A 21,570-nucleotide genomic window follows, 5' to 3' on the forward strand; every position below is an offset into this window, starting at 1 on the left:
GAAGCAGCTGATTATTTACTAACCTACTTTTTTTAATTTTTAACGGGTTAGGACTGAGATATACTGAAATGGTTGCTTATAGATCACTACTATGGGACGTTTAGCGCTGATCAGCGTGACTGACAAAACCGGAATAGTTGACTTTGCCCGTCAGCTAACAGAAGAATTTGATTTTGAAATTATTAGCAGTGGAGGAACCGCCAAAACACTGCAATCGGCGGGGATTCCCGTGATTAAAGTGGGAGAATACACAGGCTCTCCTGAAATCTTGGGCGGAAGGGTGAAAACTCTCCATCCTCGCATCCATGGCGGTATTTTAGCTAGACGGGATTTGGAGTCAGATTTAGCGGAAATGGAGGCTAATCAAATTCGTCCTTTTGATTTGGTGGTGGTTAATCTCTATCCCTTTGAACAGACGATCGCTAATCCTGATGTTACCACCGCTCAGGCGATCGAACAAATCGATATTGGCGGTCCGGCGATGTTACGCGCCTCGGCTAAAAATTTCGCCCATTTGACTGTCATCAGTAACCCCAAGTATTACGAGCAGTATTTAAGCCAATTAAGGCAAAATAACGGCGAAATATCCCTAGAATTCCGTCAAAAAATGGCGGGGGAAACCTTCGCTTTAACCAATGCCTACGATGGTGCGATCGCATCCTATTTCGCCAGCTTAAACGGGGAAACGACGCACTTTAATTTGGCGGGAAATGCCCTGCAAACCCTGCGTTACGGCGAAAATCCCCACCAAAGTGCCACTTGGTATGGCAGCGGTACAATGGCTCAAGGTTGGGGAAAAGCGACCTTATTACAGGGAAAAGAACTAAGTTATAACAATTTAGTCGATTTAGAAGCAGCCCGCCGTTTAATCGCCGAATTCGGCAGGGAAGAACCGGCCGCCGCTATCTTGAAACACACTAATCCCTGTGGAGTGGCGATCGGTGGTAGTTTAGTGGAAGCTTATACTAAAGCTTTTCACGCCGATGCTACCTCCGCTTTTGGGGGTATTGTTGCCCTAAATCAAGCCATAGATGAAGCAACCGCTAAAGAATTAACGAAAACCTTCCTAGAATGCGTGGTTGCCCCCGATTGTAGCCCGGTCGCCCGGGATATCCTCGCTAAAAAGTCAAAAGTGCGGATTTTATTGCTGCCGGATTTAAGCAGGGGAGAAAAACAAACAGTAAAAGTTATCGCCGGCGGTTTTCTAGTACAATCGGCCGATGATGTGTTAGAAACTCCAGATGATTGGCGCGTAGTGACAGAAAAACAACCCACTGCCGCACAATTAGCGGAATTACTGTTTGCTTGGAAAGTATCTAAGCACGTTAAATCTAACGCTATTGTGGTGACAAAAAATCAAACTACTTTAGGCGTTGGTGCGGGGCAAATGAATCGCGTTGGTTCGGTGAAAATTGCCCTTGAACAAGCAGGGGAAGCGGCTAAAGGTGGCTATTTAGCTAGTGATGGTTTTTTCCCCTTTGATGATTCTGTTCGCACGGCGGCCCAGTTTGGTATCGAGGCAATTGTTCAACCCGGAGGTTCTTTAAAAGATCAGGATTCGATTAATGCTGCCAATGAGTTAGGTTTAATTATGGTCTTAACAGGCATTCGTCATTTCTTGCATTAATACAAAGTTAGGGTGTGTTATTGCTTAAATTAACGCACCCAACCAGTTATTAATTATCGGTTAATTTCCCCTATTCAATAACTATTAAAAGTGTCAAAATAATAGTAAAATTTTGTGACAAAGTGCAGTCAGATATAACTGGACTTCTCCGTTGACAAAAGGCCATAACCTGTGCTGTAGAAGGGATTAAGAGAATTTCCAGCGCCCCGTTACTGGGTACAAATCAGGGAAACTTCCAATAAATCTAACGCTTTTTGTTGCAGTTGGGTCGGTCGAGTTATCTTAGAAAAACGATAACTTCCCTCCCTAATCGTACATTCCACTGTATTCAAGTAAATTGTCCCTAGGTCTTCCAACAAAGTCCGAAAAGGGAGCATCTCACCTTTGCAATAAGCATAAATACTTAGTAGAAAAATAGACTTTTCGAGGGTAATTCTTGTTTTAATTCTCCATGTACGCGGTCTTTAAAAGCCTCTATTTCATTCCAAGACACGATTAAGAGTGGCTTTTAAGCTAAGTATAATTACTCATCGCGTAAGTGAGATGCTCCCGTCCGAAAGTCCGAAATCTTATCTTGACCCTTTAAAGCTCTTTTCTCCCTTTGAGTCGCCTGAACAATCAAATCTAGTTCCTTCTCTGTTGCCTCTAATAATGCCTCTCTTTGTAGTTGATTTTTCTCAGCAATGAAGGGATTCCGACAAGCAATTAATCTTTCGTCGGGATAATCTTCACTCTCAAATTCCACCAAGTTTACCTGCTCAAATAATCCTAATTGAATCACTTCTACCTCAGCCAGTTTCCGAATTTGAGGCTTAGTTAAACCAGTAATATAGTCTAATCCTTCTATGGGTTTTAATAATTCCTTGATTTTCGAGTTGGTTAAAATTCCTCTATCGCTTACCCAGACCACATTCTCAATCCCCCAACCCTTTCTGACTTTCTCAATTTGTCCGCTTAAAGTAGCACCGTCTGAGGTGTTTCCTTCAAATACTTCTACCGCTATCGGACAACTATTAGCTGAACATAACAAACCAAAAACTATCTGAGCAGCAATTCTCATTTTGAAAACAAAAGAAGATAAAGTTCTCTTGTTCACATAGAGAACTTCTGTCTAATTATCATTTTTTTTCAAGATAATCATCATAATTAGCTTCAAGAGACAGTTTTAAAATATCTGCCCATAAAAAACTTATCTCAACTCATAAATTTAGCTGAAATTCTGACCTAATTTGTGGTTTTTTCAATGAATAAAATAATCTTTCCTTCTCTCGAAAAATTGACATTTTTAACTAGAATTTACTTTTTTAAATGGGACATATTCGGTTAGAATAAATGAGAAAAATTCCGACCAATTCTTAAACCAAATAAATTTTAATAGGGTACGAATATCATTAAAGAAAGAAGTCCGATTTACTAATAGCTCACGAATCTTTTGATAGGTGTAATTAACTAAATCCAACACGGTATGAAATAAAAAAGCTAGTAAATTCAAAGACAATAAGAACTCGCACAAATGACTTTGACCGTGACCAAAGTTATGCTCTAAATTATAACCGTGATTTTTAAGAACGTTATTGCCTTCATTTTCAACTTTCCATCTGCTGCGTCCAGCTTTGACAATTTCTTCGACATTATTTTCCTTGATTTTATGATTAGTTATCCAATTATTTTCGTAGATAGTTTTCTGGGTTTTTTCATTAATAACAGTCACTTCACACCAATTAACTTCGAGACTTGACTCGACCTCTCTCAGAGGAACTCTAGAAACATAACGATAACGATAAATGAGATTCTTTCGTCCATCCCATTGTTTCTTTTCTACGGCTTTAACTTCTCCACTTTTTTCTAAAAATTCTAGCCACTCATATAAAGTTTTATGCGACGTTTCCAAACAAACAAAAATAAAATTATAACCTTGTTTTACCGCTAATTTACAGACAGGTTCGTAAGAATATAAGTCGTCTCCTAAAAGAGTTACAGGATAACCATACTTATTTTTATGATTCCTATTTAACCATCTTTTAACGGCCGCATTTTCACAGTCTTGTTTTTGATGTCCATCTTGTTTTTTAATGAATTCTGGCTCTAAATTAATTACTTGTTTTTGCTTAGGAGAAACTACTATCGGTGTGACACAGCCATGAAAATAAGTTGTAGTTCCATTTCGATGATTACGACAGTTACAATGAGGGCAATTAATTTTCTTGGATGAGAAATATTCTGGCTCTTCGGTTTGTCTTATGCAATGGACGGGGGTTATAAGGGATGGAACCCTTATATAGAAAGGCATTTGGCGATTTTTGTCAATTGTTTTTCATCTAGAGCGAACTCATCAATTAAGTCTGTTGCCAGATAAGGATTTAGTCAATTTATGCCCCCCTATCGAACCATACCAAGTAACGAAGAGCCAATATTCTGTGCCATCTAACGCCACTAATATTTCTCCATCTAAGTAGAGAAACTTTTTCAAAACTCCCTTTTCTTTTAACCATTCATAGACTTTTTGAAAAGTCCTAGAGATATTAGATGCTGGCACTGGATCTAGCAAATTTCTTATTTGATTATCCCCAGGAATTTTTTTAATTGAAAATAAACTTTCAGCATTATCTTTTCCCTTATTGCTTTTCATTAAACGTTGATGGTCTAAAAAAGACGGCGACTGAGTAAAAAAGACTGAAAATGCAGCCATCACGGCATCTTTTATCTCATATTTTCTATTATTTCCAGGTTTCCTCTCATCGGGTAAATCATCTAATTCTTGATGTAAAAATTGCATTAATTCCGAAATTTCTAGGGTTGCCGCTTTTTGAGCCATCTTGGAATAATTTGACGTGCTGGTGGATTTCTATCTCACCCATTTTACCTTAGCTGACAATAATTATAAATTTTTATTTCCCTTGAATTCCCTATTCTAAAAACAGAACTATCTTCCTGATTTAACCCCGTTCGTTCTCAGCCAACCTCTTTGATTGCTTGAGTATTTATACTTAATTTGTCTAGCCAATTGTTTTTTTTATTGTTCGCCTCTTCTAGAAAATAGTTGCTTCGTACTATATTTTCCTTGCCAAAATCGGGGTTAATGCTCTATTTATTTCAAAATGAGAATTGCTGATTTGCAGGCAGAGGGCATTTCTATCGGCTCTGGCTCTGTTGAATCAAAAATTAAACAAATTGCTCATCGTCTCAAAATTACTGGTGCAAGTTGGGAATCTGGTAATGTACCGCAAGTCCTTCGTCATCGCTGTGCTTATCTAAATGGTTGCCTTTTTTAACTTTTTTATTGATCTCATTAAGCATTTCTACTTATTGCAAAGGTGAGATGCTCCCGCTTTAGGAAAATTGTCTGAGCAATTTTTTGATAATTGACCACTGTTACATTTTGTAAATCGAGGAGTTGATCAAAATTTATCCACATAACCCACCTCCTGTTCTGTGTTACTATTATACCATGCTCACACAGAACCTAGAAGAGCCACAAGTTTTAGTAACGTTAGAATATTGGCGAGAATATAGAACATATTTTCACATTGGTACAAGCGGTCAAATATCAGAATCAACTATAGGCTGTAAATAAGACGGAAAAAATGCTTTCACAATCGGGAAACTTCCGTTTAAAAGGAAAAAAAGCTCTACTAAATCAAGCAGAGATACCGGTCGTAACGGTAGTGGATGTAACGGAAACTCCCATTGAACGCCCCAAAAAGAAACAGAAAAATTTTTTTTCAGGTAAATAAAAGGTTCTTCGTTACCTAGTATGGTTCGATAGGGTGGCATAAATCTACTAAATCCTTATCTGGCAAGAGATTTAATTGATTTAGTTCGCTCTAGATTGAAAACAATTGACAAAAATCGCCAAATGTTTTTCTCTATAAGAGTTTTATTCCTTATAACCCTGTACGTTGCATCAGACAAACCGAAGAACCGTTTTATTTTCCTCCAATATCCTATCATATAAAATGAAATAGCCCTGGGTGTTAGGAGGAATTTGCCCTATTTCCCAACACCCTAACAATTTAGATAATTAACCCCTTTGTCGAGTATTAATCACCTCACCGGCTGCATTAACTAACTCTAGCTGTAGCGGCATTTGTCCCATAGCGTGAGTGGAACAACTTAAACAGGGATCATAGCAACGAATACCCGCTTCTACGCGGTTTAACATCGCTTCGGGAATTTCGCCACCATGGATATAATGTTGGGCGATTTGTTTCACCGTTTGATTCATGGCTAAATTATTATTACCCGTGGCAATAATTAAATTCACCGTTTCAATCAAACCATTTTCATCCACTTTATAATCATGGAATAAAGTACCCCGGGGCGCTTCACTAACTCCCACCCCTTGCAGATTATTAATTCCTGCTTCGGCGCGACAGCGTTGAGAAACTATATCGGGATCGTCGATTAAAAGTTCGATACGCTCTAAACAGCCCAAAATCTCTACTAAACGGGCATAATGATAGTAAAAAGAAGACGTGGCTACACCACCTACCCGATGGCGATATTCCCGTAACTCGATATCCGCTCCCTCCGTGCCAAAATGGGAACAAACATTTAAGCGCGCCAACGGACCAACTCGATAGATACCCTTGGGATAACCGAGGGGTTTATAGTAGGGAAACTTTAAATAAGACCATTTTTCCACTGATTCGCCGATATAATCGCGATAATTGTCTTCGCTCAGGTTATCGGCCACGATATTGCCTTGACTATCGGTAAAGCGAATATGACCACCGTAGTGTTCCCACTCGTCCCGCTTACCGACTAATCCCATAAACAGGGAAGGGAAATTACCAAAAGCGGCGATTTCTATGGTTAAATCGTCCAGAAGTCTTTTAAACAGGTTTAAAGCCGTGTAAAGAGTCGCTTTAGACTCCGGTAGTCGTTCTTTAATCCATTGTCGCCCTTCTTCGCTCAAAGGGGAACGCACACCTCCCGGGACAGACCAAGCGGGGTGAATTTTTTTTGCTCCCAAAAGTTCAATAACTTTCTGTCCAAATTGACGTAAACGGATGCCTGCTCGCGCTAGGTCGGGATCGGCGGCGATTAAACCGAAAATATTCCGCTTAGCGGGGTCACTTTCCCAACCAAGCAGAAAATCGGGACTGCTAAGATGGAAAAAGCTTAACGCATGGGATTGGGTTAATTGTCCCAAATTCATCAAGCGCCGCAGTTTTTCACCCGCAGGGGGGATTTGCACCGCTAGAATTTTATCGCCGGTCTTAGCGGCACAAAGTAGGTGACTAACGGGACAAATCCCGCAAATTCGGGCAGTAATTCCCGCCATCTCCCACATCGGCCGTCCCTCGCAGAATTTCTCAAAACCACGATACTCGACCACATGAAAACGCACGTCATCCACTTCCCCCCCATCGTCAAGGAAAATCGAGATCTTGGCATGGCCTTCGATCCGGGTGACGGGATCGATAACGACGGTTTTAGTCATAGTAAGTCCTCATTGTTCAGGAGTTCCACAGGACGCTATTGTGGAGAGTGCGATCGAGCTTGGTTTCAAAGATAATTTATCCCGATCTCCGCCCTGCTGTTTCTATGATAGTTATTACCCTCCTAGCAATCCTAATTTTTATAACAATTTTTCCCGATTCTCAATCAGGAAAAATTTAAAATTTTGTAGCAAATACTACAGAAAATAGTTCGGGAATCCGCAATGATTACATTTCCTTTTGCTGGTTTTGATCAGTCATTATATATATAGAAGTCGGTTCTCGGCTGTTAGTCTTCCCCTCAAAGCTGAGGGCGAAAGGGTCGAAAGTCAGCCAGATTGTCAACGGCTAATTGGGAAAATAACCTTTTTGTCTTGTGATCCTGCCTAACAACAATATAAGCGGCACTGCCGAGGATTCAGGAAAAAGCGGCCCAAAAACCAGCGATTTCAGTTGATAGCTCTTTGGTATAATACTTTTGTTCTAAATGTTGGGAAAAAAGGATAAACCTAACATCATACCAAAGAATGAATTAGCTTTGAACCTTTAGGGGATTGTCTGCGTCTAAAAGCACAGGATACAATCAAGGGAATTCCGAATCGAACTCATACCGACTTCAGATAAGCCAGACTCACCCACGAGTCGGAATAGTAACAGACTTTTTCTGTGTCAAGGAGTCACCACCAAACCAATGCCCACCGCAAAAACCAACCAAACTCAACCACAGCCCACCCTCAATGCCGATATGGTGCGTACCTATCTGCACGAAATTGGGCGAGTTCCTCTCCTAACTCACGAACAAGAAATTATTTACGGCAAACAAGTCCAACGGATGATGAGCCTATTAGAAGCAAAAGAAGCACTATCGAAACAATTAGGACGGGAACCACAGCACTTGGAGTGGGCGGATTCGGTGAATTTAAGCGAAAATGAACTGGATCGCGCCTTGAAAACCGGCGATCGAGCTAAACGAAAAATGATTGAAGCTAACCTCCGCTTGGTGGTTGCCATCGCCAAAAAATATCAAAAGCGGAACATGGAATTCCTAGATCTAATTCAAGAGGGTAGTCTGGGATTAGAAAGAGGTGTAGAGAAATTTGATCCCACCAAAGGTTATAAATTTTCTACCTATGCCTACTGGTGGATTCGACAAGCGATTACTCGTGCGATCGCTCAACAGGCCCGCACCATTCGTTTACCCATCCATATCACTGAAAAACTGAATAAAATCAAAAGAACCCAGCGCGAACTCGCCCAAAAGCTGGGCAGAAGTGCCACCCCTGCTGAGATTGCCCTAGAATTAGAGCTAGAACCCGCTCAAATCCGCGAATATCTCAGTATGGCTCGTCAACCCATCTCCCTTGATGTGCGCGTCGGCGATAACCAAGATACGGAATTGTCGGAATTATTAGAAGATAGCGGAGTTTCTCCCGATACCTTCATCACCCAAGAGTTATTACGGCAAGACTTAGCCAATCTCCTGGCCGAATTAACCCCCCAACAACGGGAAGTGATTACTCTCCGTTTCGGTTTAACCGATGGCAAAGAGTTATCCCTAGCCAAAATCGGTCAGAGAATGAACATCAGTCGGGAACGAGTCCGACAATTAGAACACCAGGCCCTGGCTCACTTACGCCGTCGCCGGGCTAATGTCAAGGAATATATTGTCGCTAGTTAGTAAAATTAGCAAATAACCAAGAAGGAGAGCGCAGGCTCTCTTTTTTGTCGGTTTATCATTGCTAAATTTTTAATCCACTCGCTCATTTCTCGAACCGAAAGTTTGATAAATTTTCCCAAATGCACTCTAGCAAAAGCATTGAGCGTTCTACTCAAATATTTATTAGTACAAAAAGACCATTTTGAGGTTAACGAATTGATTAGGGTTTGAGCGAGCCAATTGGCGATCGCACTTTCGGCAATGTTCTACTTACCTTACTCGCTAAAAAGCATACAGGATAAAGGTAACAGCAACTTTAAAACCCTTCCCCTAAAAAATTAAGCGAACAATGAATGAGACGAACGGGTGTGGGGTGTGTTGGGAATTATGAATTATGAATTATGAATTATGAATTATGACTCTTCGGTTTGTGCTATGCAATGGACGGGGGTTATAAGGGATGGAACTCTTATATAGAAAGGCATTTAGCGATTTTTGTCGATTGTTTTTTATCTAGAGCGAACTAATCAATTAAGTCTGTTGCCAGATAAGGATTTAGTCGATTTATGTCCCCCTATCGAACCATACCAAGTAACGAAGAACCTGAATTATGAATTGGGGAGTGGGGAGAATAAATAAAAAGGGCTCTTCTGGTTTCTGTGTGGAAACGGGGTCTATAAGTACCTAAGCAAAATTAATTACACATATCTAACCCCCTCTTGCCTTTTGCCTCTTGCCTTTTGCCTATCTTTACTAGGAAATTAATTTTGCACGACTACTTACTGATAGTTTCTTCAGCAAAATAGTCCTAAAAGTCTTTCCAGGTAAATATTTCACGATTCTATAAGCAAAAATTATCACACAAAGTCGAGAAGAGCCTAAAAAGTAATCTCCTGATAACTGATAACTGATAACTGACTAGCGGACTCCTAAAAACTTATGGGTTTGGAGACTGAGACGCCATTGGGGATGCCCGAGAACATAATTAAAGACTAATTCTTTGCTTTCCACTGTATTCCATTCGGGTTGCAGATATTTAATCACCCCCGGCGATAACTTGCTTTCCTGCATAGCTGCCCATTCTAAATCCTCTGGATTAGCCACAACAATTTTTAACTCATTCACCCGTGCATAAATACTAGGATCGGGCATTTTATAAGTTTTAGGAGAAAAAGTTACCCAATCGAAAACCCCAGTAAAAGGATGAGCGCCAGAAGTTTCTAAATGTACCCGTAAACCCTGATTTTTTAATTCCTTGGTTAAAGGATCAAGGTTGTGCATTAAAGGTTCACCCCCGGTAATCACCACCATAGCGGGGTTAGCGTCTTTTGCCATCTCTACCAATTCCCCCAGGGATTTTTGGGGATAACGGTGGGCATTCCAAGACTCTTTTTGGTCGCACCAAGGACAATAGACATCGCAACCTCCTAAACGGAGGAAAAAAGCATTGCTTCCCGTCCAAAAGCCTTCGCCCTGGACAGAATGGAAAGTTTCGACAACAGGATAGGTACAATGGTTTATGCTAACCGTTTTCATAGAATCAGTATTATAGAAAATATGGACATTCCCCTAAACTTCGCCAAATACACCCAATGGTCCGGTATTGCCACGCTGGTTTTTTTGGTACTCACGATTATCGCTTTTCTCGTCGGTTGGGGAATCCGCTTTCGTCTCGTCGGTGTCACTAGCTTTATGGCTGTGTTGACGGTGGGGATTTTCGGTCTTGGGTTGGGACTGTTTACCCGCACAGAAATTCCGGGAGCGGTGAGATTCTCCCTTGTCTATGATAACGGAGCTAATCAAGCTGTTATCTCCCTGCCCAGTACCGTTACTCCCGATCAAGTGGAAGCAACCCTAAAACAAGCCGCTAGTGACCTGTTTTCCTCCGGTCGCGCCGGTGCTGGCGGTAATAATCAATTTATCATTAGCGCTCGCACTCTCGTTCACCCTCAGCCCGGTTTATCTGCTCCTTTGTACCTGGGACAGATTAAAAAATCCTTCTCCGCCCCGGGGGATAATACTCCTGAACTACAGCTTTTTCCCGAAAGTTTCGCTAAAATTAGCCAATAATCCTGAGAGGTTGTCAAAAAATGTCCAATGCTGTCGCTGTTTTGCCCCTGTTAATCGCCCCCGCACAAGTGATTCGGGGTGACAATGCCCTAGAAGAATCCACCGGCAAGTTAGGGGATTTGGGTAAACGTCCCCTGGTGGTGGGCGGCGATCGCAATTTAGCTTTTTTGTCATCTCCCCTGAAAAATCTCACTCCTAGCTATCACAGTTACGCCCCCGATTGTTCGGAAAATTCCCTAGCATATTTAAAGGCATCTGTCAAGAGTCACGAGGCAGATTTTATCATCGGTGTGGGTGGCGGCAAAGCCCTCGATACGGCCAAATTACTCGCCCATCAGTGCCATTTGCCCATCGCCACGATTCCCACCTCCGCCGCTACCTGTGCCGCTTGGACAGCCCTATCTAACGTCTATTCTGACGCGGGGGCGTTTCTTTACGATCTGTCCCTAGCCCGTTGTCCGGATTTATTAATTCTCGATTATGGTATTATCCAAACTGCCCCGAAAAGAACCTTAATCGCTGGTATTGGCGATGCGATCGCTAAATGGTACGAAGCTTCCGTCAGTAGCGGTCATTCCACAGAAACCCTGATCATTGCTGCCGTCCAACAGGCCCGGGTTTTGCGGGATATCCTTTTCCAAAAATCTCCGGCAGCCCTGGAAAATATCGGCGGGGAGGACTGGAAACAGGTGGTGGATGCCACCGTTTTATTAGCCGGAGTAATTGGTGGTTTAGGGGGCGCTAATTGTCGTACCGTGGCCGCCCATGCAATTCATAATGGTTTAACCCATATTCCCGCTTGCCATCATGCCCTGCACGGGGAAAAAGTCGCCTACGGCATTCTCGCCCAATTGCGTCTAGAAGAAATAGTTTTGGGCAATCAATTAGCAGTATCGGCCCGGGGGCAACTAATCCAGTTTTATGAACAAATTGGTTTACCGAAATCCCTAGAGGATTTAGGATTAAAAGATGTTTCCCTTGCCCAATTGCGCCACGCGGCCGCAATTGCCTGTCAGCCTAATTCGGACATTCATCGTTTGCCTTTTACGGTTTCCCCGGAACAAGTTATGGCGGCCATGGTTTCCACTACCACTGCCGATACAATCGGGCAGAAAGTTAAGGCTAATTAAGGGCAATATTTTCGGGACTTATGGCTTTATCTGCTGCGGGTGAGTAGTGATTTTATTGTAGTGGTGATAGCTCAAACCTTTGGTTTGTTGGTCATTGTAGCCAAGAATAAAGTATCCCCCTCAATTACAGGTTGGGTTGACGTAAGGGAGTCTAACCGGGAGTGACCGTTCGGGGTGTTGGTTTTCGCTTAAACAATCGAATTGATACGTTTTCGACCCAGCATTGTTTCGCTCAACCCAAACTACGAGGACACGGCACTGCGAGGCGATGTGATTGTGTTAAAATCCACAATCATGAAAGTCAAACAAGTGATTAAAGTGTTAGAAGCGGATGGCTGGTATCTTGCTAGAACACGAGGAAGTCATAGGCAGTATAAACATCCCTCAAAATCTGGTACGGTAACGGTATCGGGGAAATCCAGCGTTGATGTTCCTATTGGGACTCTTAAAAATATATGGCGACAAGCTCAAATTGAGGAGGACAAAATATAATGCGATATGCAGTTGTTATTGAAAAAGGAGAAAATAGCTACGGTGCTTATGTTCCCGATCTTCCCGGATGTGTTGCGGTTGCAGAAACATTAGAAGAAGTTAAACAATTAATTGCTGAGGCAATAATTTTTCATTTGGAAGGCTTAAAAGAAGATGGATTAACTGTTCCTGAATCAGTGTCGATCTGTGAGTATGTAGATGTAGCTTAGGGGGTTCCAAGGTGGAAATAAGATTAGACTCATAGCGGCGATTCATTACAATCGACAAAAAATTTATATTCGAGAAGTTTTAACTCATCCTGAATAGGACAAAAACAAATGGAAGGAGTAAAAAAATGCCGACTATAGATATAGAGAAAACACTGCAAGCCCGGACAAACCTAAAGCCAATACTCTTTATACCTCGCAATAAATCAGAATATGAACAATTAGTAATTATGTTTGATAATTTGATAGATGAAATAGGAGAAAATGAAAATCATCCTCTTGCTTTTTTAATGGAAATGTTGGCAATATTAATAGAAAATTATGAACAGGAAAATGTTCCTGAATTATAAATGGTAGGGGTGGTGCGTTCCCAAATACTGGTTAACCTTGAAATTGTCATGTTTTTAGGGAACACACCCTAGGAAAGAATGCGATCGCCCTGTAAGAAAATATCTTACCCTCCTGATCCCCTACGAAACCGCTTCTGTTTTGCTGTCAAACGATTGGCCGCCTCATAACAAAAGGCTTGAATCGAGTTCCGGTTAGTCAGCCGGGGATTGACGTTCTCGTTAATCCAGTTACAAGCTGACGCAAAAGCCCTACAGGTAAAGGAATTTTTGCCAAAGCAGAGTAGGCTTGCTTCCGGCTAATTTGAACGCTCAAAAATTAATTATGCAGGAACTCTAAATATTTACCGATCAACCAGAAACGTGATACTATAATAGATTGCAGTGTTTAAGCAGAGATCACGAGTCCTATGGCCTTAACCCAGACCAAAAAACAAGAACTAATCAGCCAATATCAGTCCCACGAAACCGATACAGGATCATCGGAGTTACAGGTAGCTTTCTTAACCGAGAGAATCAACCAACTGACCGAACACCTGAAAGCTAACCCAAAAGACCACGCTTCCCGCCGGGGATTACTCCAGATGATCGGTCGTCGTCGGGGACTGTTAACCTATATTCAGAAGAAAGATCAACAACGTTATCAAACCCTGATTGGTCGTCTCGGAATTCGCCGTTAAGCTTACCCCCCTTGCATCCCTACCATGGCCTCTGAATCGAAATCGACGGAGAAAAAAGAACGTCTCCCCTTTGAGCCGCGCCAAAATAAGCGAAAAACCCCGAAAATTGCCCCTAGTCCCGTGCCACCGCCGCTAAAGAATCGCTCCGAGGAAACCAGCTTAAAGGCAATTCCCCAAGCGGTCAGTCAACGGATGGCCAAACGGATGGCGGTATTTTGTGGCATTCCGACAGTATTGGGGATAACTTCCTTTTTTGGCTTCTACTGGATTATTAGCCACAATCTTCTGGAAATCCCTTCCTACGTCGCCATGCTCGTCAGTTTAAGCCTGTTTGGTCTAGGTTTTATCGGTCTGAGTTATGGCATCTTCTCCGCTTCTTGGGATGAGGATCGGGTGGGGGATTGGCTAGGATGGCAAGAATTTCAAGCTAATTTTGGCAGAACGATCGCTGCTTGGCGGTCCGGCAAAAAAGAAGTGGAAGAAAAATAGATAACCTCTAAAAATCGTCAACAATAGAGATTAAAGGAAACAATAAAAGGTTAATGCCATGATTGTTGTCATGAAAGTTGGTTCCCCGGAAATTGAAATCGAGCGCGTCGGTGCCGAATTCGAGGCATGGGGATTAAGTCCCGAGAAAATCGTCGGTAAGCATAAAGTTGTCATCGGTTTAGTCGGAGAAACCAGGGAATTAGACCCCCTACAAATCCAAGAATTAAGCCCTTGGATCGAAACCGTCCTGCGAGTCGAACAACCCTTCAAACGCGCCTGTTTAGAATACCGTCACGGGGAATACAGCGAGGTTTTAGTCCCCACTCCTAACGGTGTTATCCCCATCGGCAGAAATCATCCCGTTAGCATTGTCGCCGGCCCCTGTTCGGTGGAAAATGAAGCCATGATCGTGGAAACTGCCAAACGAGTGGCGGCAGCCGGAGCGCAATTCCTCCGGGGTGGTGCCTACAAACCCCGCACTTCTCCATACGCTTTCCAAGGTCACGGGGAAAGCGCTTTGGAATTACTAGCGGCGGCTAGAGATGCCAGTGGTTTGGGTATTATCACGGAAGTAATGGACGCGGCGGATCTCCCTAAGATTGTCGAAATAGCCGACGTGGTGCAAGTGGGGGCGCGCAATATGCAGAATTTTTCCCTCCTGAAAAAAGTTGGAGCGCAACCGAAACCGGTCCTACTCAAGCGCGGCATGGCGGCCACTATTGAAGATTGGCTGATGGCGGCAGAATATATCCTCGCGGCAGGAAATAGCAATGTTATTCTCTGCGAACGCGGTATCCGCACCTTTGACAGTAAATATACTCGCAATACCCTAGATTTATCCTGTATTCCCGTTTTAAGAACTTTAACTCACCTGCCGATCATGATCGATCCTAGCCACGGTACGGGTAAATGGGAATATGTACCGACCATGGCCATGGCTTCCCTGGCAGCTGGGGCCGATTCCTTGATGATCGAAGTACATCCTAACCCGGCGAAGGCTCTATCTGATGGGCCGCAATCCTTGACCCCCGACAGGTTCGACCAGTTAACGCGGGAGTTAGCGGTCATTGGTAAGACGATCGGGCGTTGGCCCCAGGTTCCGGCACTGGTTTGATAAGATAATAAGGGGGTGAATCAACCCCCTTTTTTGGGCATAAATTTCGCTTTTCGGGGCAGTTATGGTGACAGTTCCTCTGGAGTTAAATACTGAGCAAATTAGGGGCGAAAAACGGGTAGTTTTTAATCATCTCAGTTGGTTATCCTATCAGCAAATTTTACAGGCCCTAGGGGAAAATAATCGCGCCCATTTATTTTATGATTGTGGCACTTTAGAGATTACTATGCCCCTAGAAGAACAAGAGTTTTATCGAGAATTAATTGGACGTTTTATCTATTTTTTGGTGTCCGAATTGGGTTTAAAAATTAAAAGTATGGGTTCCACAACTCTAGCTAGGGAAGATTTAGAACGAGGAGCAGAACCTGACAATGCTTACTATATTCAAAATCAAGCTAAAGTGCTGGGAAAAAGAATTAATTTAACTGAAGATCCGCCCCCAGATTTAGTGGTGGAAGTGGATATAACCCACACGGATATTAATAAATTAGCACTTTATGCCCGTTTGGGAGTGCCGGAATTATGGCGTTTTAATGGAGAAATCTGGCGCATTTATCGGTTAGAAAAGGGGGTTTATCAGGAAGAAGAATTTAGTCCCACTTTTCCCCTAGTTCCGAAAACTAAACTCTATGAATTTTTAGCCACTGCTCAAGAGGATGAAGTTAAAGCAGAAAAGAATTTAAGAGCATGGGTTGTTAGTCAACTAGCTGAAAGTTGAGGTAATTATGGTGACAGTTCCTCTGGAGTTAAATACTGAGCAAATTAGGGGCGAAAAACGGGTAGTTTTTAATCATCTCAGTTGGTTATCCTATCAGCAAATTTTACAGGCCCTAGGGGAAAATAATCGCGCCCATTTATTTTATGATCGTGGCACTTTAGAGATTACTATGCCCCTAGAAGAACACGAGTTTTACCGAGAATTAATCGGATTATTTATTCGGATTTTGGTGGTAGAATTGGGTTTAAAAATTAAAAGTATGGGTTCCACAACTCTAGCTAGGGAAGATTTAGAACGAGGGGCAGAACCTGACAATGCTTACTATATTCAAAATCAAGCCAAAGTGCTAGGAAAAAGGATTAATTTAACTGAAGATCCGCCCCCAGATTTAGTGGTGGAAGTGGATATAACCCACACGGATATTAATAAATTAGCACTTTATGCCCGTTTGGGAGTGCCGGAATTATGGCGTTTTAATGGAGAAATCTGGCGCATTTATCGGTTAGAAAAGGGGGTTTATCAGGAAGAAGAATTTAGTCCCACTTTTCCCCTAGTTCCGAAAACTAAACTCTATGAATTTTTAGCCACTGCTAAAGAGGATGAAGTTAAAGCAGAAAAGAATTTAAGAGCATGGGTTGTTAGTCAACTAGCTAAAAATAATTAACTAGGGTTTGCTGAAAAAGTTTGTTAGTGGGGTTAGGAGACTCCGAGACAGGAGAATTAAGAATGAGTAATAATTAATTAAATGGTTTATTTAGAGATTTTCTGCCAGTTAATCTGGCTCTCCCCTACTTGTGGTCATAAGAAAAAGTTATGAAAAAGTCAGAGATCCAAATTTTCCTAGCTCACGCTAGTGAGGACAAACCAGCAGTTTTGGCACTGCATGAGCGCCTTAAGCAAGCGGGATATAAACCTTGGTTGGATAAAAAAGACCTGATTCCGGGCCAGAACTGGCGTTCAGTCATCCCCAAGGCGATCGCAGATAGTCAACTGTTCATCGCTTGTCTCTCCCAACGCTCGATTGCTAAACAAGGATTCGTGCAGCGGGAATTTAAAATGGCCCTCAATCAATATGCTGACAGACCGCCGAATTCAATCTATCTCATTCCGCTAAGATTGGATGAATGCGATATCCCCGACCTGCGACAGGAGGAGTATGGCTTGAACCTGCGAGACCTCCACTGGCTTGATTATTGGGAAGAAGACGGATTTGAGCAACTAGAAAGAGCAATTACCTATCAGTTCAAGCTTGAACCGGAAGAGCCAAAACAACCGGTAATCGTCACGCCACCGTTATCAGTATTTAACTTTGAGATCGTGGGAGTAAATGCGAAGGGTGAGCAAATTAGAAAAGAGTCGAAACAGTCCCAATATTTCAGGGAAGATCTGGGCAAAGGCATCACCTTAGAAATGGTCGCCATTCCGGGGGGAACTTTCCTGATGGGAACAGAAGATGAGGAAATCGAAAGACTGGTTAAAAAATTTAATTGGGAAGGATTTAGAAGGGAAAGACCACAACATGAAGTAACTGTCCCACCCTTCTTTATGGGTAAATACCCCATCACCCAGGCCCAGTGGAAAGCGATCGCCTCTCGCACGGATTTAAAAGTAGAAAAAGACCTTAATCTCAACCTAGCCCATTTTAAAGACCGTCCCGATAGCGATCGCCGCCCCGTGGAACAAGTCAACTGGTACGATGCCGTCGAATTTTGTGCAAGATTATCGAAACTAACGGGAAGGGAATACCGACTACCGAGTGAAGCGGAATGGGAGTACGCCTGTCGTGCTGGAACCACCACCCCATTTTACTTTGGGGAAACCATTACCGGGGAATTGGCCAACTACAGGTCCAGCGAAACCTACGCCGATGAATACAAAGGAGAATATCGACAACAAACGACTCCTGTGGGACAATTTCCCCCCAATGCCTTCGGACTGTACGATATGCACGGCAATGTCTGGGAATGGTGCGCCGATACTTGGCACGATAACTATGACGGTGCGCCGACGAATGGCAGTGCTTGGATAGAAAATGGGGATGATAATTTTTCTCCTCCGCGGGGCGGTTGTTGGTACGGCGATCCTCTTTTCTGCCGTTCCGCTTTCCGCGACTTCAACCTCCGCCGCGACGTCGACGACGACAACGTCGGTTTTCGGGTGGTGTGCGGTGCTGGGAGGACTCTGTAGCAGAAAAGAATTTAACTTAGTGTCAACAGACTTTTAAAAATTAGGTGGGCAATGCCCACCCTAATCTTAGGATGGCGGTTTGTAGGTAGAAGCAACGGATAATTCCTTTAATTGCTTGGCTGCCACTGTTGAAGGTGCAGAAGTGAGTAAACAACTAGCTTGCTGGGTTTTCGGGAAAGCAATCACATCGCGAATTGATTCTTCCCCGGCTAACAACATCACCAAGCGATCTAAACCGTAGGCGATGCCACCGTGGGGAGGGGTTCCGTATTCAAAAGCTTCTAACAAAAAGCCGAATTTATTATAGGCTTCCTCTGGGGATAGACCGATGGTAGCGAAGACTTTTTCCTGTACTTCCCGTTGATAGATCCGCAAACTGCCGCCACCGATTTCAATACCATTAAAAATCATATCGTAGGCGAGGGCGCGAGCGTGGGCTAGATCGTCTAAATCTTCGGGATTAGGGGCAGTAAAGGGGTGATGCAATGCTTCTAGGCGTTTTTCCTCGGCGTTGTATTCAAACATCGGGAAATCCGTCACCCAGAGGAGGTTGATTTTATCGGCATCAATTAATCCCAATTGTTCCCCTAAAACTAAGCGTAGGCGGGATAGGGATTTATTGACTGTATCGGTATCTCCCGCCCCAAATAAGAGCAGATGGCCCGGTTTTGCGCCAGTCTTCTCGATTAAAGCCTGTTTTTGTGCCTCTGTCAGGTTATCTTTAATCGCACCAATGGTATCAAAATCGTAGTCCTTGCGCACGCGGATGTAGGCGATTCCCTTCGCCCCCGCATCGGTGGCTTCTTTGAATAAATCCCCACCCGGTTTGATTCTGACGTTAGAAATCGCCTCGTTACCGTTGGGAATCGGTAAAACTTTCACCGTCCCCCCACTAGCGATCGCACCTGAAAACACCTTAAATCCCGAATCGGCAAAAATCTCCGCCACATTGACCAATTCCAAGCCAAAACGGGTATCGGGGCGATCGACCCCATAGCGATCCATAGCCTCAGCATAGGTTAAACGGGGCAGGGGCAGGCTTATATCGATATTTTTGACTTTTTTGAAGATATGAGCGATCAAAGCCTCATTTAGGGCTAAAATCTCGCTTAAGGAGAGAAAACTCATCTCCATATCCAACTGAGTAAATTCCGGTTGACGATCGGCACGCAGATCTTCATCGCGGAAACAGCGAGCGATTTGATAGTAGCGATCCATTCCCGACACCATTAATAATTGCTTAAATAGTTGCGGTGATTGGGGTAAAGCGTACCATTGGCCCGGGTTGACACGGGAAGGAACCAGATAATCCCGCGCCCCTTCGGGAGTCGATCGAGTCAAAATTGGCGTTTCCACTTCGATAAAATGCTGTTCATCTTCGAGAAAACGGCGCATTTCCTTGACAACTTGGTGACGTAGTTGTAAATTCTGACTCATACGCTCCCGGCGTAGGTCTAGATAGCGGTATCGCAAGCGCACATCTTCCCGGACCGATTCACTTTCGGAACTGGAGACGACAAAAGGCAGTTGTTTAGTAACCCCGTTGAGAATCTCGATGCTACTGGCATAAATTTCAATTTCTCCGGTGGCAATGCGTTGGTTAAGGGATTCGGGGGGACGTTGACTAACTGTTCCCGTCACCTTGATGACATACTCGTTTCTGACGGTTTCAGCGATGGGGTAGGAAGCGGGGGTTCGTTGGGGATCACTGACGATCTGGACAATACCACTGCGATCCCGTAGATCAATAAAAATAACGCCACCGTGATCGCGACGGCGATCGACCCAACCGAAGAGGGTGACACTTTTTTCAATTTCGATCGCGCTAAGGTCGCCACAGTAGTGAGTTCGCATAGTCTAACTAGAGAATTACTTATATTACGAATGTAGTATAGAAAGGATGGAGCCAGAAAAAAATCAGACGGCCTTGCTTATTATGCCAGTATTTTGTCGCTCTTGTCCCTTTGTTTAGAGTATTTTTATGGTTTCTTAAGTAGCTGGTTTTAATTAAATTGAAGATAGATTTTGGGTTCGATCCCCCCTGCTTCCCTTGATAAGGGGGGATCGGCACCCCCTTAATCCCTCCCGAATAAGAGGGCATCTGACAATTTTTAACACCTACCTACTTAGTCCTCAGCTATCGGCTTTTCGCAGATGGGCTATAATCAACAAGGCTCATCTAGCAGTTACCAATTTTAAACGATTAAAAACATGAATTGCTTAGAAAAAAAAATGGTGCAACTGTTAAGAGAACTCAGGGAAGATCACCATGTTTCAGGGGTAAAAGCGGAATTCGAGACGGAAGGAACCCGACTGACGGAAGCGATGCGGTTGAAAGAAATTAGTCTGCAAGCGGGGGTAGATTTTAATCTGAAAATCGCCGGTTGCGAAGCGATCAGAGATATCTTTGATGCGGTTAATTTAGGAGTCGATCGCTTGATTGCTCCCATGGTAGAAACAGCCTATGCTTTACAAAAATATCTGCGGGGAGCTAGGAGGGTTTTAGCTGATCAAGGGGTGGAAGATGTGGAGTTATTGGTTAATATTGAAACTATTACTGCCTGTGAGAATTTTCAGGAAATGTTGGCGATTCCAGAGATAAAATCTCTCCATGGTATCGTCATCGGACGCATGGATTTAGCCTGTTCTTTGGGATTAACTCGCCGGGATGTCAATAGCGAGCAAGTTTTAGATCTGGCTTTACCTTTGGCAAAAAAAGCTAAGGCTGCCGGTTTGACTGTGGCTATTGGGGGTGGGGTGTCACTAGATTCTTTACCGTTTTTCAAAATGTTCTGCCAAGGACATTTTGACCGCTTCGAGACGCGCAAAGTTATCTTTAATTGTCCCCAAGCTTTGGATAATTTTAGTTTAGCTTTGTCCAAGGCGATCGAGTTTGAATTACTCTGGCTAGAGAATAAAAAAAATTATTATGGTGCTATTGTTCGTGAAGATGACCAGCGTTTAGAAATCCTCCATGATTTACTTTTTGGGTCATGATTCGGTAGTAGTACCGTAGCCCTGTTGCTTACCTAGTATCAATTGTGTAAAATATTTAGGGCTTGCTTAGTCAATCTAAAAACCTTGTTGGATCAGATTTTTAGGCTTTTTGGTTTCCAAAAAGTGCCAGGGATTGGAGTGATCGGGGGGAAATTGGCTCTCTTATTCTTGGTGTGATCTCGCGTAGCGAGCGCGTTGCGACCAGTTTAACTTAAGTAGGTAGGTGTTAAAAATTGTCAGATGCCCTCTTATTCAGGATAGATCAAGGGGGGCAGGGGGGATCGAACCTAAAATCTATCTTCAATTTAATTAAAACCAGCTACTTATAAGTAGTCATGCAAAATAAATTTCCCAGTGAAGATAGGCAAGAGGCAATAGGCAAGAGGCAAAAGCTTCATCGAAGTGTGTAATT

At 43.1% G+C, this 21,570-nt stretch carries 20 protein-coding genes and 4 pseudogenes; 17 read left to right on the plus strand and 7 right to left on the minus strand.

Annotation, left to right across the window (positions count from 1 at the left end; genetic code table 11):
• Window positions 1-91: 91 nt before the first annotated feature.
• Window positions 92-1,627, plus strand: coding sequence for a bifunctional phosphoribosylaminoimidazolecarboxamide formyltransferase/IMP cyclohydrolase (gene purH / locus ACE3JL_RS10820; protein ID WP_375329458.1), 1,536 nt, complete (start codon window positions 92-94; stop codon window positions 1,625-1,627).
• Window positions 1,628-1,836: 209 nt separating this feature from the next.
• On the opposite strand, the gene ACE3JL_RS10825 is transcribed toward purH, so the two are convergent.
• The 3 genes and pseudogenes from ACE3JL_RS10825 to ACE3JL_RS10835 all read right to left on the minus strand — a co-directional run bounded on the left by ACE3JL_RS10825 (window position 1,837) and on the right by ACE3JL_RS10835 (window position 4,442).
• Entirely contained in the window at window positions 1,837-2,004 is a 168-nt protein-coding gene (locus ACE3JL_RS10825) for a hypothetical protein (RefSeq protein ID WP_271992746.1), read from the minus strand.
• Window positions 2,005-2,150: 146 nt separating this feature from the next.
• Complete coding sequence (locus tag ACE3JL_RS10830; protein ID WP_375329459.1) at window positions 2,151-2,687, minus strand: hypothetical protein; 537 nt, start codon at window positions 2,685-2,687, stop codon at window positions 2,151-2,153.
• A gap of 225 nt (window positions 2,688-2,912) precedes the next feature.
• A pseudogene (locus tag ACE3JL_RS10835) lies at window positions 2,913-4,442 on the minus strand (ISNCY family transposase).
• A 301-nt stretch (window positions 4,443-4,743) separates the two neighbouring features.
• On the opposite strand from ACE3JL_RS10835, the pseudogene ACE3JL_RS10840 reads away from it, so the two are divergent.
• Window positions 4,744-4,899, plus strand: a pseudogene (locus tag ACE3JL_RS10840) (ISKra4 family transposase); the annotation flags it as partial.
• Window positions 4,900-5,096: 197 nt separating this feature from the next.
• Window positions 5,097-5,358 (plus strand): annotated as a pseudogene (locus ACE3JL_RS10845) (transposase family protein); the annotation flags it as partial.
• A 290-nt stretch (window positions 5,359-5,648) separates the two neighbouring features.
• Here the strand turns inward: ACE3JL_RS10845 and ACE3JL_RS10850 are convergent.
• Window positions 5,649-7,073, minus strand: coding sequence for a Ni/Fe hydrogenase subunit alpha (locus ACE3JL_RS10850; protein ID WP_271989875.1), 1,425 nt, complete (start codon window positions 7,071-7,073; stop codon window positions 5,649-5,651).
• A gap of 689 nt (window positions 7,074-7,762) precedes the next feature.
• On the opposite strand from ACE3JL_RS10850, the gene ACE3JL_RS10855 reads away from it, so the two are divergent.
• On the plus strand, window positions 7,763-8,749 hold the full coding sequence (locus tag ACE3JL_RS10855) for an RNA polymerase sigma factor, RpoD/SigA family (RefSeq protein WP_110578926.1): 987 nt from the start codon (window positions 7,763-7,765) through the stop codon (window positions 8,747-8,749).
• Between the two features lie 897 nt (window positions 8,750-9,646).
• Here the strand turns inward: ACE3JL_RS10855 and ACE3JL_RS10860 are convergent.
• On the minus strand, window positions 9,647-10,264 hold the full coding sequence (locus tag ACE3JL_RS10860; RefSeq protein ID WP_271992646.1) for a 7-carboxy-7-deazaguanine synthase QueE: 618 nt from the start codon (window positions 10,262-10,264) through the stop codon (window positions 9,647-9,649).
• Here ACE3JL_RS10860 and ACE3JL_RS10865 point away from each other — a divergent pair.
• The 6 genes from ACE3JL_RS10865 (at window position 10,241) to ACE3JL_RS10890 (ending at window position 12,976) form a co-directional block, all read left to right on the plus strand.
• Window positions 10,241-10,798, plus strand: a complete 558-nt coding sequence (locus ACE3JL_RS10865; protein WP_002793119.1) for a Ycf51 family protein — start codon at window positions 10,241-10,243, stop codon at window positions 10,796-10,798. The genes ACE3JL_RS10860 and ACE3JL_RS10865 overlap by 24 nt on opposite strands.
• 20 nt (window positions 10,799-10,818) lie before the next feature.
• Window positions 10,819-11,928 (plus strand): iron-containing alcohol dehydrogenase family protein, encoded by a 1,110-nt coding sequence (locus ACE3JL_RS10870; protein WP_271992645.1) that lies wholly within the window; start codon window positions 10,819-10,821, stop codon window positions 11,926-11,928.
• 294 nt (window positions 11,929-12,222) lie between these two features.
• Window positions 12,223-12,420: a type II toxin-antitoxin system HicA family toxin gene (locus tag ACE3JL_RS10875; protein WP_024968900.1), complete on the plus strand. Its 198-nt coding sequence runs from the start codon at window positions 12,223-12,225 to the stop codon at window positions 12,418-12,420.
• Window positions 12,420-12,629 carry a type II toxin-antitoxin system HicB family antitoxin gene (locus ACE3JL_RS10880; RefSeq protein ID WP_002750184.1) on the plus strand — a complete coding sequence of 70 codons (210 nt, stop codon included), beginning with the start codon at window positions 12,420-12,422 and terminating at the stop codon, window positions 12,627-12,629. Before ACE3JL_RS10875 ends, ACE3JL_RS10880 begins: the two co-directional genes overlap by 1 nt.
• 22 nt (window positions 12,630-12,651) lie before the next feature.
• The gene (locus tag ACE3JL_RS10885; protein ID WP_271992648.1) at window positions 12,652-12,726 is read left to right on the plus strand and encodes a type II toxin-antitoxin system HigB family toxin; all 75 of its coding nucleotides are present in this window, start codon (window positions 12,652-12,654) and stop codon (window positions 12,724-12,726) included.
• Between the two features lie 28 nt (window positions 12,727-12,754).
• Window positions 12,755-12,976: a hypothetical protein gene (locus tag ACE3JL_RS10890; RefSeq protein ID WP_271992644.1), complete on the plus strand. Its 222-nt coding sequence runs from the start codon at window positions 12,755-12,757 to the stop codon at window positions 12,974-12,976.
• Window positions 12,977-13,113: 137 nt separating this feature from the next.
• Here the strand turns inward: ACE3JL_RS10890 and ACE3JL_RS10895 are convergent.
• Window positions 13,114-13,233 (minus strand): annotated as a pseudogene (locus ACE3JL_RS10895) (RNA-guided endonuclease TnpB family protein); the annotation flags it as partial.
• Window positions 13,234-13,383: 150 nt separating this feature from the next.
• Here ACE3JL_RS10895 and rpsO point away from each other — a divergent pair.
• The 6 genes from rpsO (at window position 13,384) to ACE3JL_RS10925 (ending at window position 18,161) form a co-directional block, all read left to right on the plus strand.
• The gene (gene rpsO, locus ACE3JL_RS10900; protein WP_002741886.1) at window positions 13,384-13,653 is read left to right on the plus strand and encodes a 30S ribosomal protein S15; all 270 of its coding nucleotides are present in this window, start codon (window positions 13,384-13,386) and stop codon (window positions 13,651-13,653) included.
• A 24-nt stretch (window positions 13,654-13,677) separates the two neighbouring features.
• Window positions 13,678-14,142, plus strand: coding sequence for a PAM68 family protein (locus ACE3JL_RS10905; RefSeq protein WP_193956066.1), 465 nt, complete (start codon window positions 13,678-13,680; stop codon window positions 14,140-14,142).
• 58 nt (window positions 14,143-14,200) lie between these two features.
• A complete protein-coding gene (gene aroF / locus ACE3JL_RS10910; protein ID WP_272014327.1) occupies window positions 14,201-15,256 on the plus strand; it encodes a 3-deoxy-7-phosphoheptulonate synthase in 1,056 nt (351 codons plus the stop codon).
• Between the two features lie 64 nt (window positions 15,257-15,320).
• A complete protein-coding gene (locus tag ACE3JL_RS10915) occupies window positions 15,321-15,974 on the plus strand; it encodes a Uma2 family endonuclease (protein WP_375329460.1) in 654 nt (217 codons plus the stop codon).
• Window positions 15,975-15,981: 7 nt separating this feature from the next.
• A complete protein-coding gene (locus ACE3JL_RS10920) occupies window positions 15,982-16,638 on the plus strand; it encodes a Uma2 family endonuclease (RefSeq protein ID WP_375329461.1) in 657 nt (218 codons plus the stop codon).
• 149 nt (window positions 16,639-16,787) lie between these two features.
• A complete protein-coding gene (locus ACE3JL_RS10925) occupies window positions 16,788-18,161 on the plus strand; it encodes an SUMF1/EgtB/PvdO family nonheme iron enzyme (RefSeq protein ID WP_375329462.1) in 1,374 nt (457 codons plus the stop codon).
• Window positions 18,162-18,227: 66 nt separating this feature from the next.
• Here the strand turns inward: ACE3JL_RS10925 and aspS are convergent, their stop codons facing one another.
• Entirely contained in the window at window positions 18,228-20,015 is a 1,788-nt protein-coding gene (gene aspS / locus ACE3JL_RS10930) for an aspartate--tRNA ligase (protein ID WP_375329463.1), read from the minus strand.
• 357 nt (window positions 20,016-20,372) lie between these two features.
• Between aspS and ACE3JL_RS10935 the strand changes: the two genes are divergently transcribed.
• A complete protein-coding gene (locus tag ACE3JL_RS10935; protein ID WP_271992633.1) occupies window positions 20,373-21,158 on the plus strand; it encodes an aldolase/citrate lyase family protein in 786 nt (261 codons plus the stop codon).
• The last annotated feature ends 412 nt before the right edge of the window (window positions 21,159-21,570 follow it).

The organism is Microcystis sp. BLCC-F210 (assembly GCF_042134685.1).
In the GTDB taxonomy this organism is placed as follows: Bacteria; Cyanobacteriota; Cyanobacteriia; order Cyanobacteriales; family Microcystaceae; genus Microcystis; species Microcystis aeruginosa_D.

Coding starts and splice junctions, on each gene's coding strand:
- aroF (WP_272014327.1), top strand. CDS start 14,201: ATGATTGTTGTCATGAAAGTTGGTTCCCCGGAAATTGAAATCGAGCGC.
- ACE3JL_RS10920 (WP_375329461.1), top strand. CDS start 15,982: ATGGTGACAGTTCCTCTGGAGTTAAATACTGAGCAAATTAGGGGCGAA.
- rpsO (WP_002741886.1), top strand. CDS start 13,384: ATGGCCTTAACCCAGACCAAAAAACAAGAACTAATCAGCCAATATCAG.
- ACE3JL_RS10880 (WP_002750184.1), top strand. CDS start 12,420: ATGCGATATGCAGTTGTTATTGAAAAAGGAGAAAATAGCTACGGTGCT.
- aspS (WP_375329463.1), bottom strand. CDS start 20,015: ATGCGAACTCACTACTGTGGCGACCTTAGCGCGATCGAAATTGAAAAA.
- ACE3JL_RS10850 (WP_271989875.1), bottom strand. CDS start 7,073: ATGACTAAAACCGTCGTTATCGATCCCGTCACCCGGATCGAAGGCCAT.
- ACE3JL_RS10915 (WP_375329460.1), top strand. CDS start 15,321: ATGGTGACAGTTCCTCTGGAGTTAAATACTGAGCAAATTAGGGGCGAA.
- ACE3JL_RS10925 (WP_375329462.1), top strand. CDS start 16,788: ATGAAAAAGTCAGAGATCCAAATTTTCCTAGCTCACGCTAGTGAGGAC.
- ACE3JL_RS10825 (WP_271992746.1), bottom strand. CDS start 2,004: ATGCTCCCTTTTCGGACTTTGTTGGAAGACCTAGGGACAATTTACTTG.
- ACE3JL_RS10890 (WP_271992644.1), top strand. CDS start 12,755: ATGCCGACTATAGATATAGAGAAAACACTGCAAGCCCGGACAAACCTA.
- ACE3JL_RS10855 (WP_110578926.1), top strand. CDS start 7,763: ATGCCCACCGCAAAAACCAACCAAACTCAACCACAGCCCACCCTCAAT.
- ACE3JL_RS10875 (WP_024968900.1), top strand. CDS start 12,223: ATGAAAGTCAAACAAGTGATTAAAGTGTTAGAAGCGGATGGCTGGTAT.
- ACE3JL_RS10860 (WP_271992646.1), bottom strand. CDS start 10,264: ATGAAAACGGTTAGCATAAACCATTGTACCTATCCTGTTGTCGAAACT.
- ACE3JL_RS10935 (WP_271992633.1), top strand. CDS start 20,373: ATGAATTGCTTAGAAAAAAAAATGGTGCAACTGTTAAGAGAACTCAGG.
- purH (WP_375329458.1), top strand. CDS start 92: ATGGGACGTTTAGCGCTGATCAGCGTGACTGACAAAACCGGAATAGTT.
- ACE3JL_RS10865 (WP_002793119.1), top strand. CDS start 10,241: ATGGTTTATGCTAACCGTTTTCATAGAATCAGTATTATAGAAAATATG.
- ACE3JL_RS10905 (WP_193956066.1), top strand. CDS start 13,678: ATGGCCTCTGAATCGAAATCGACGGAGAAAAAAGAACGTCTCCCCTTT.
- ACE3JL_RS10870 (WP_271992645.1), top strand. CDS start 10,819: ATGTCCAATGCTGTCGCTGTTTTGCCCCTGTTAATCGCCCCCGCACAA.
- ACE3JL_RS10830 (WP_375329459.1), bottom strand. CDS start 2,687: ATGAGAATTGCTGCTCAGATAGTTTTTGGTTTGTTATGTTCAGCTAAT.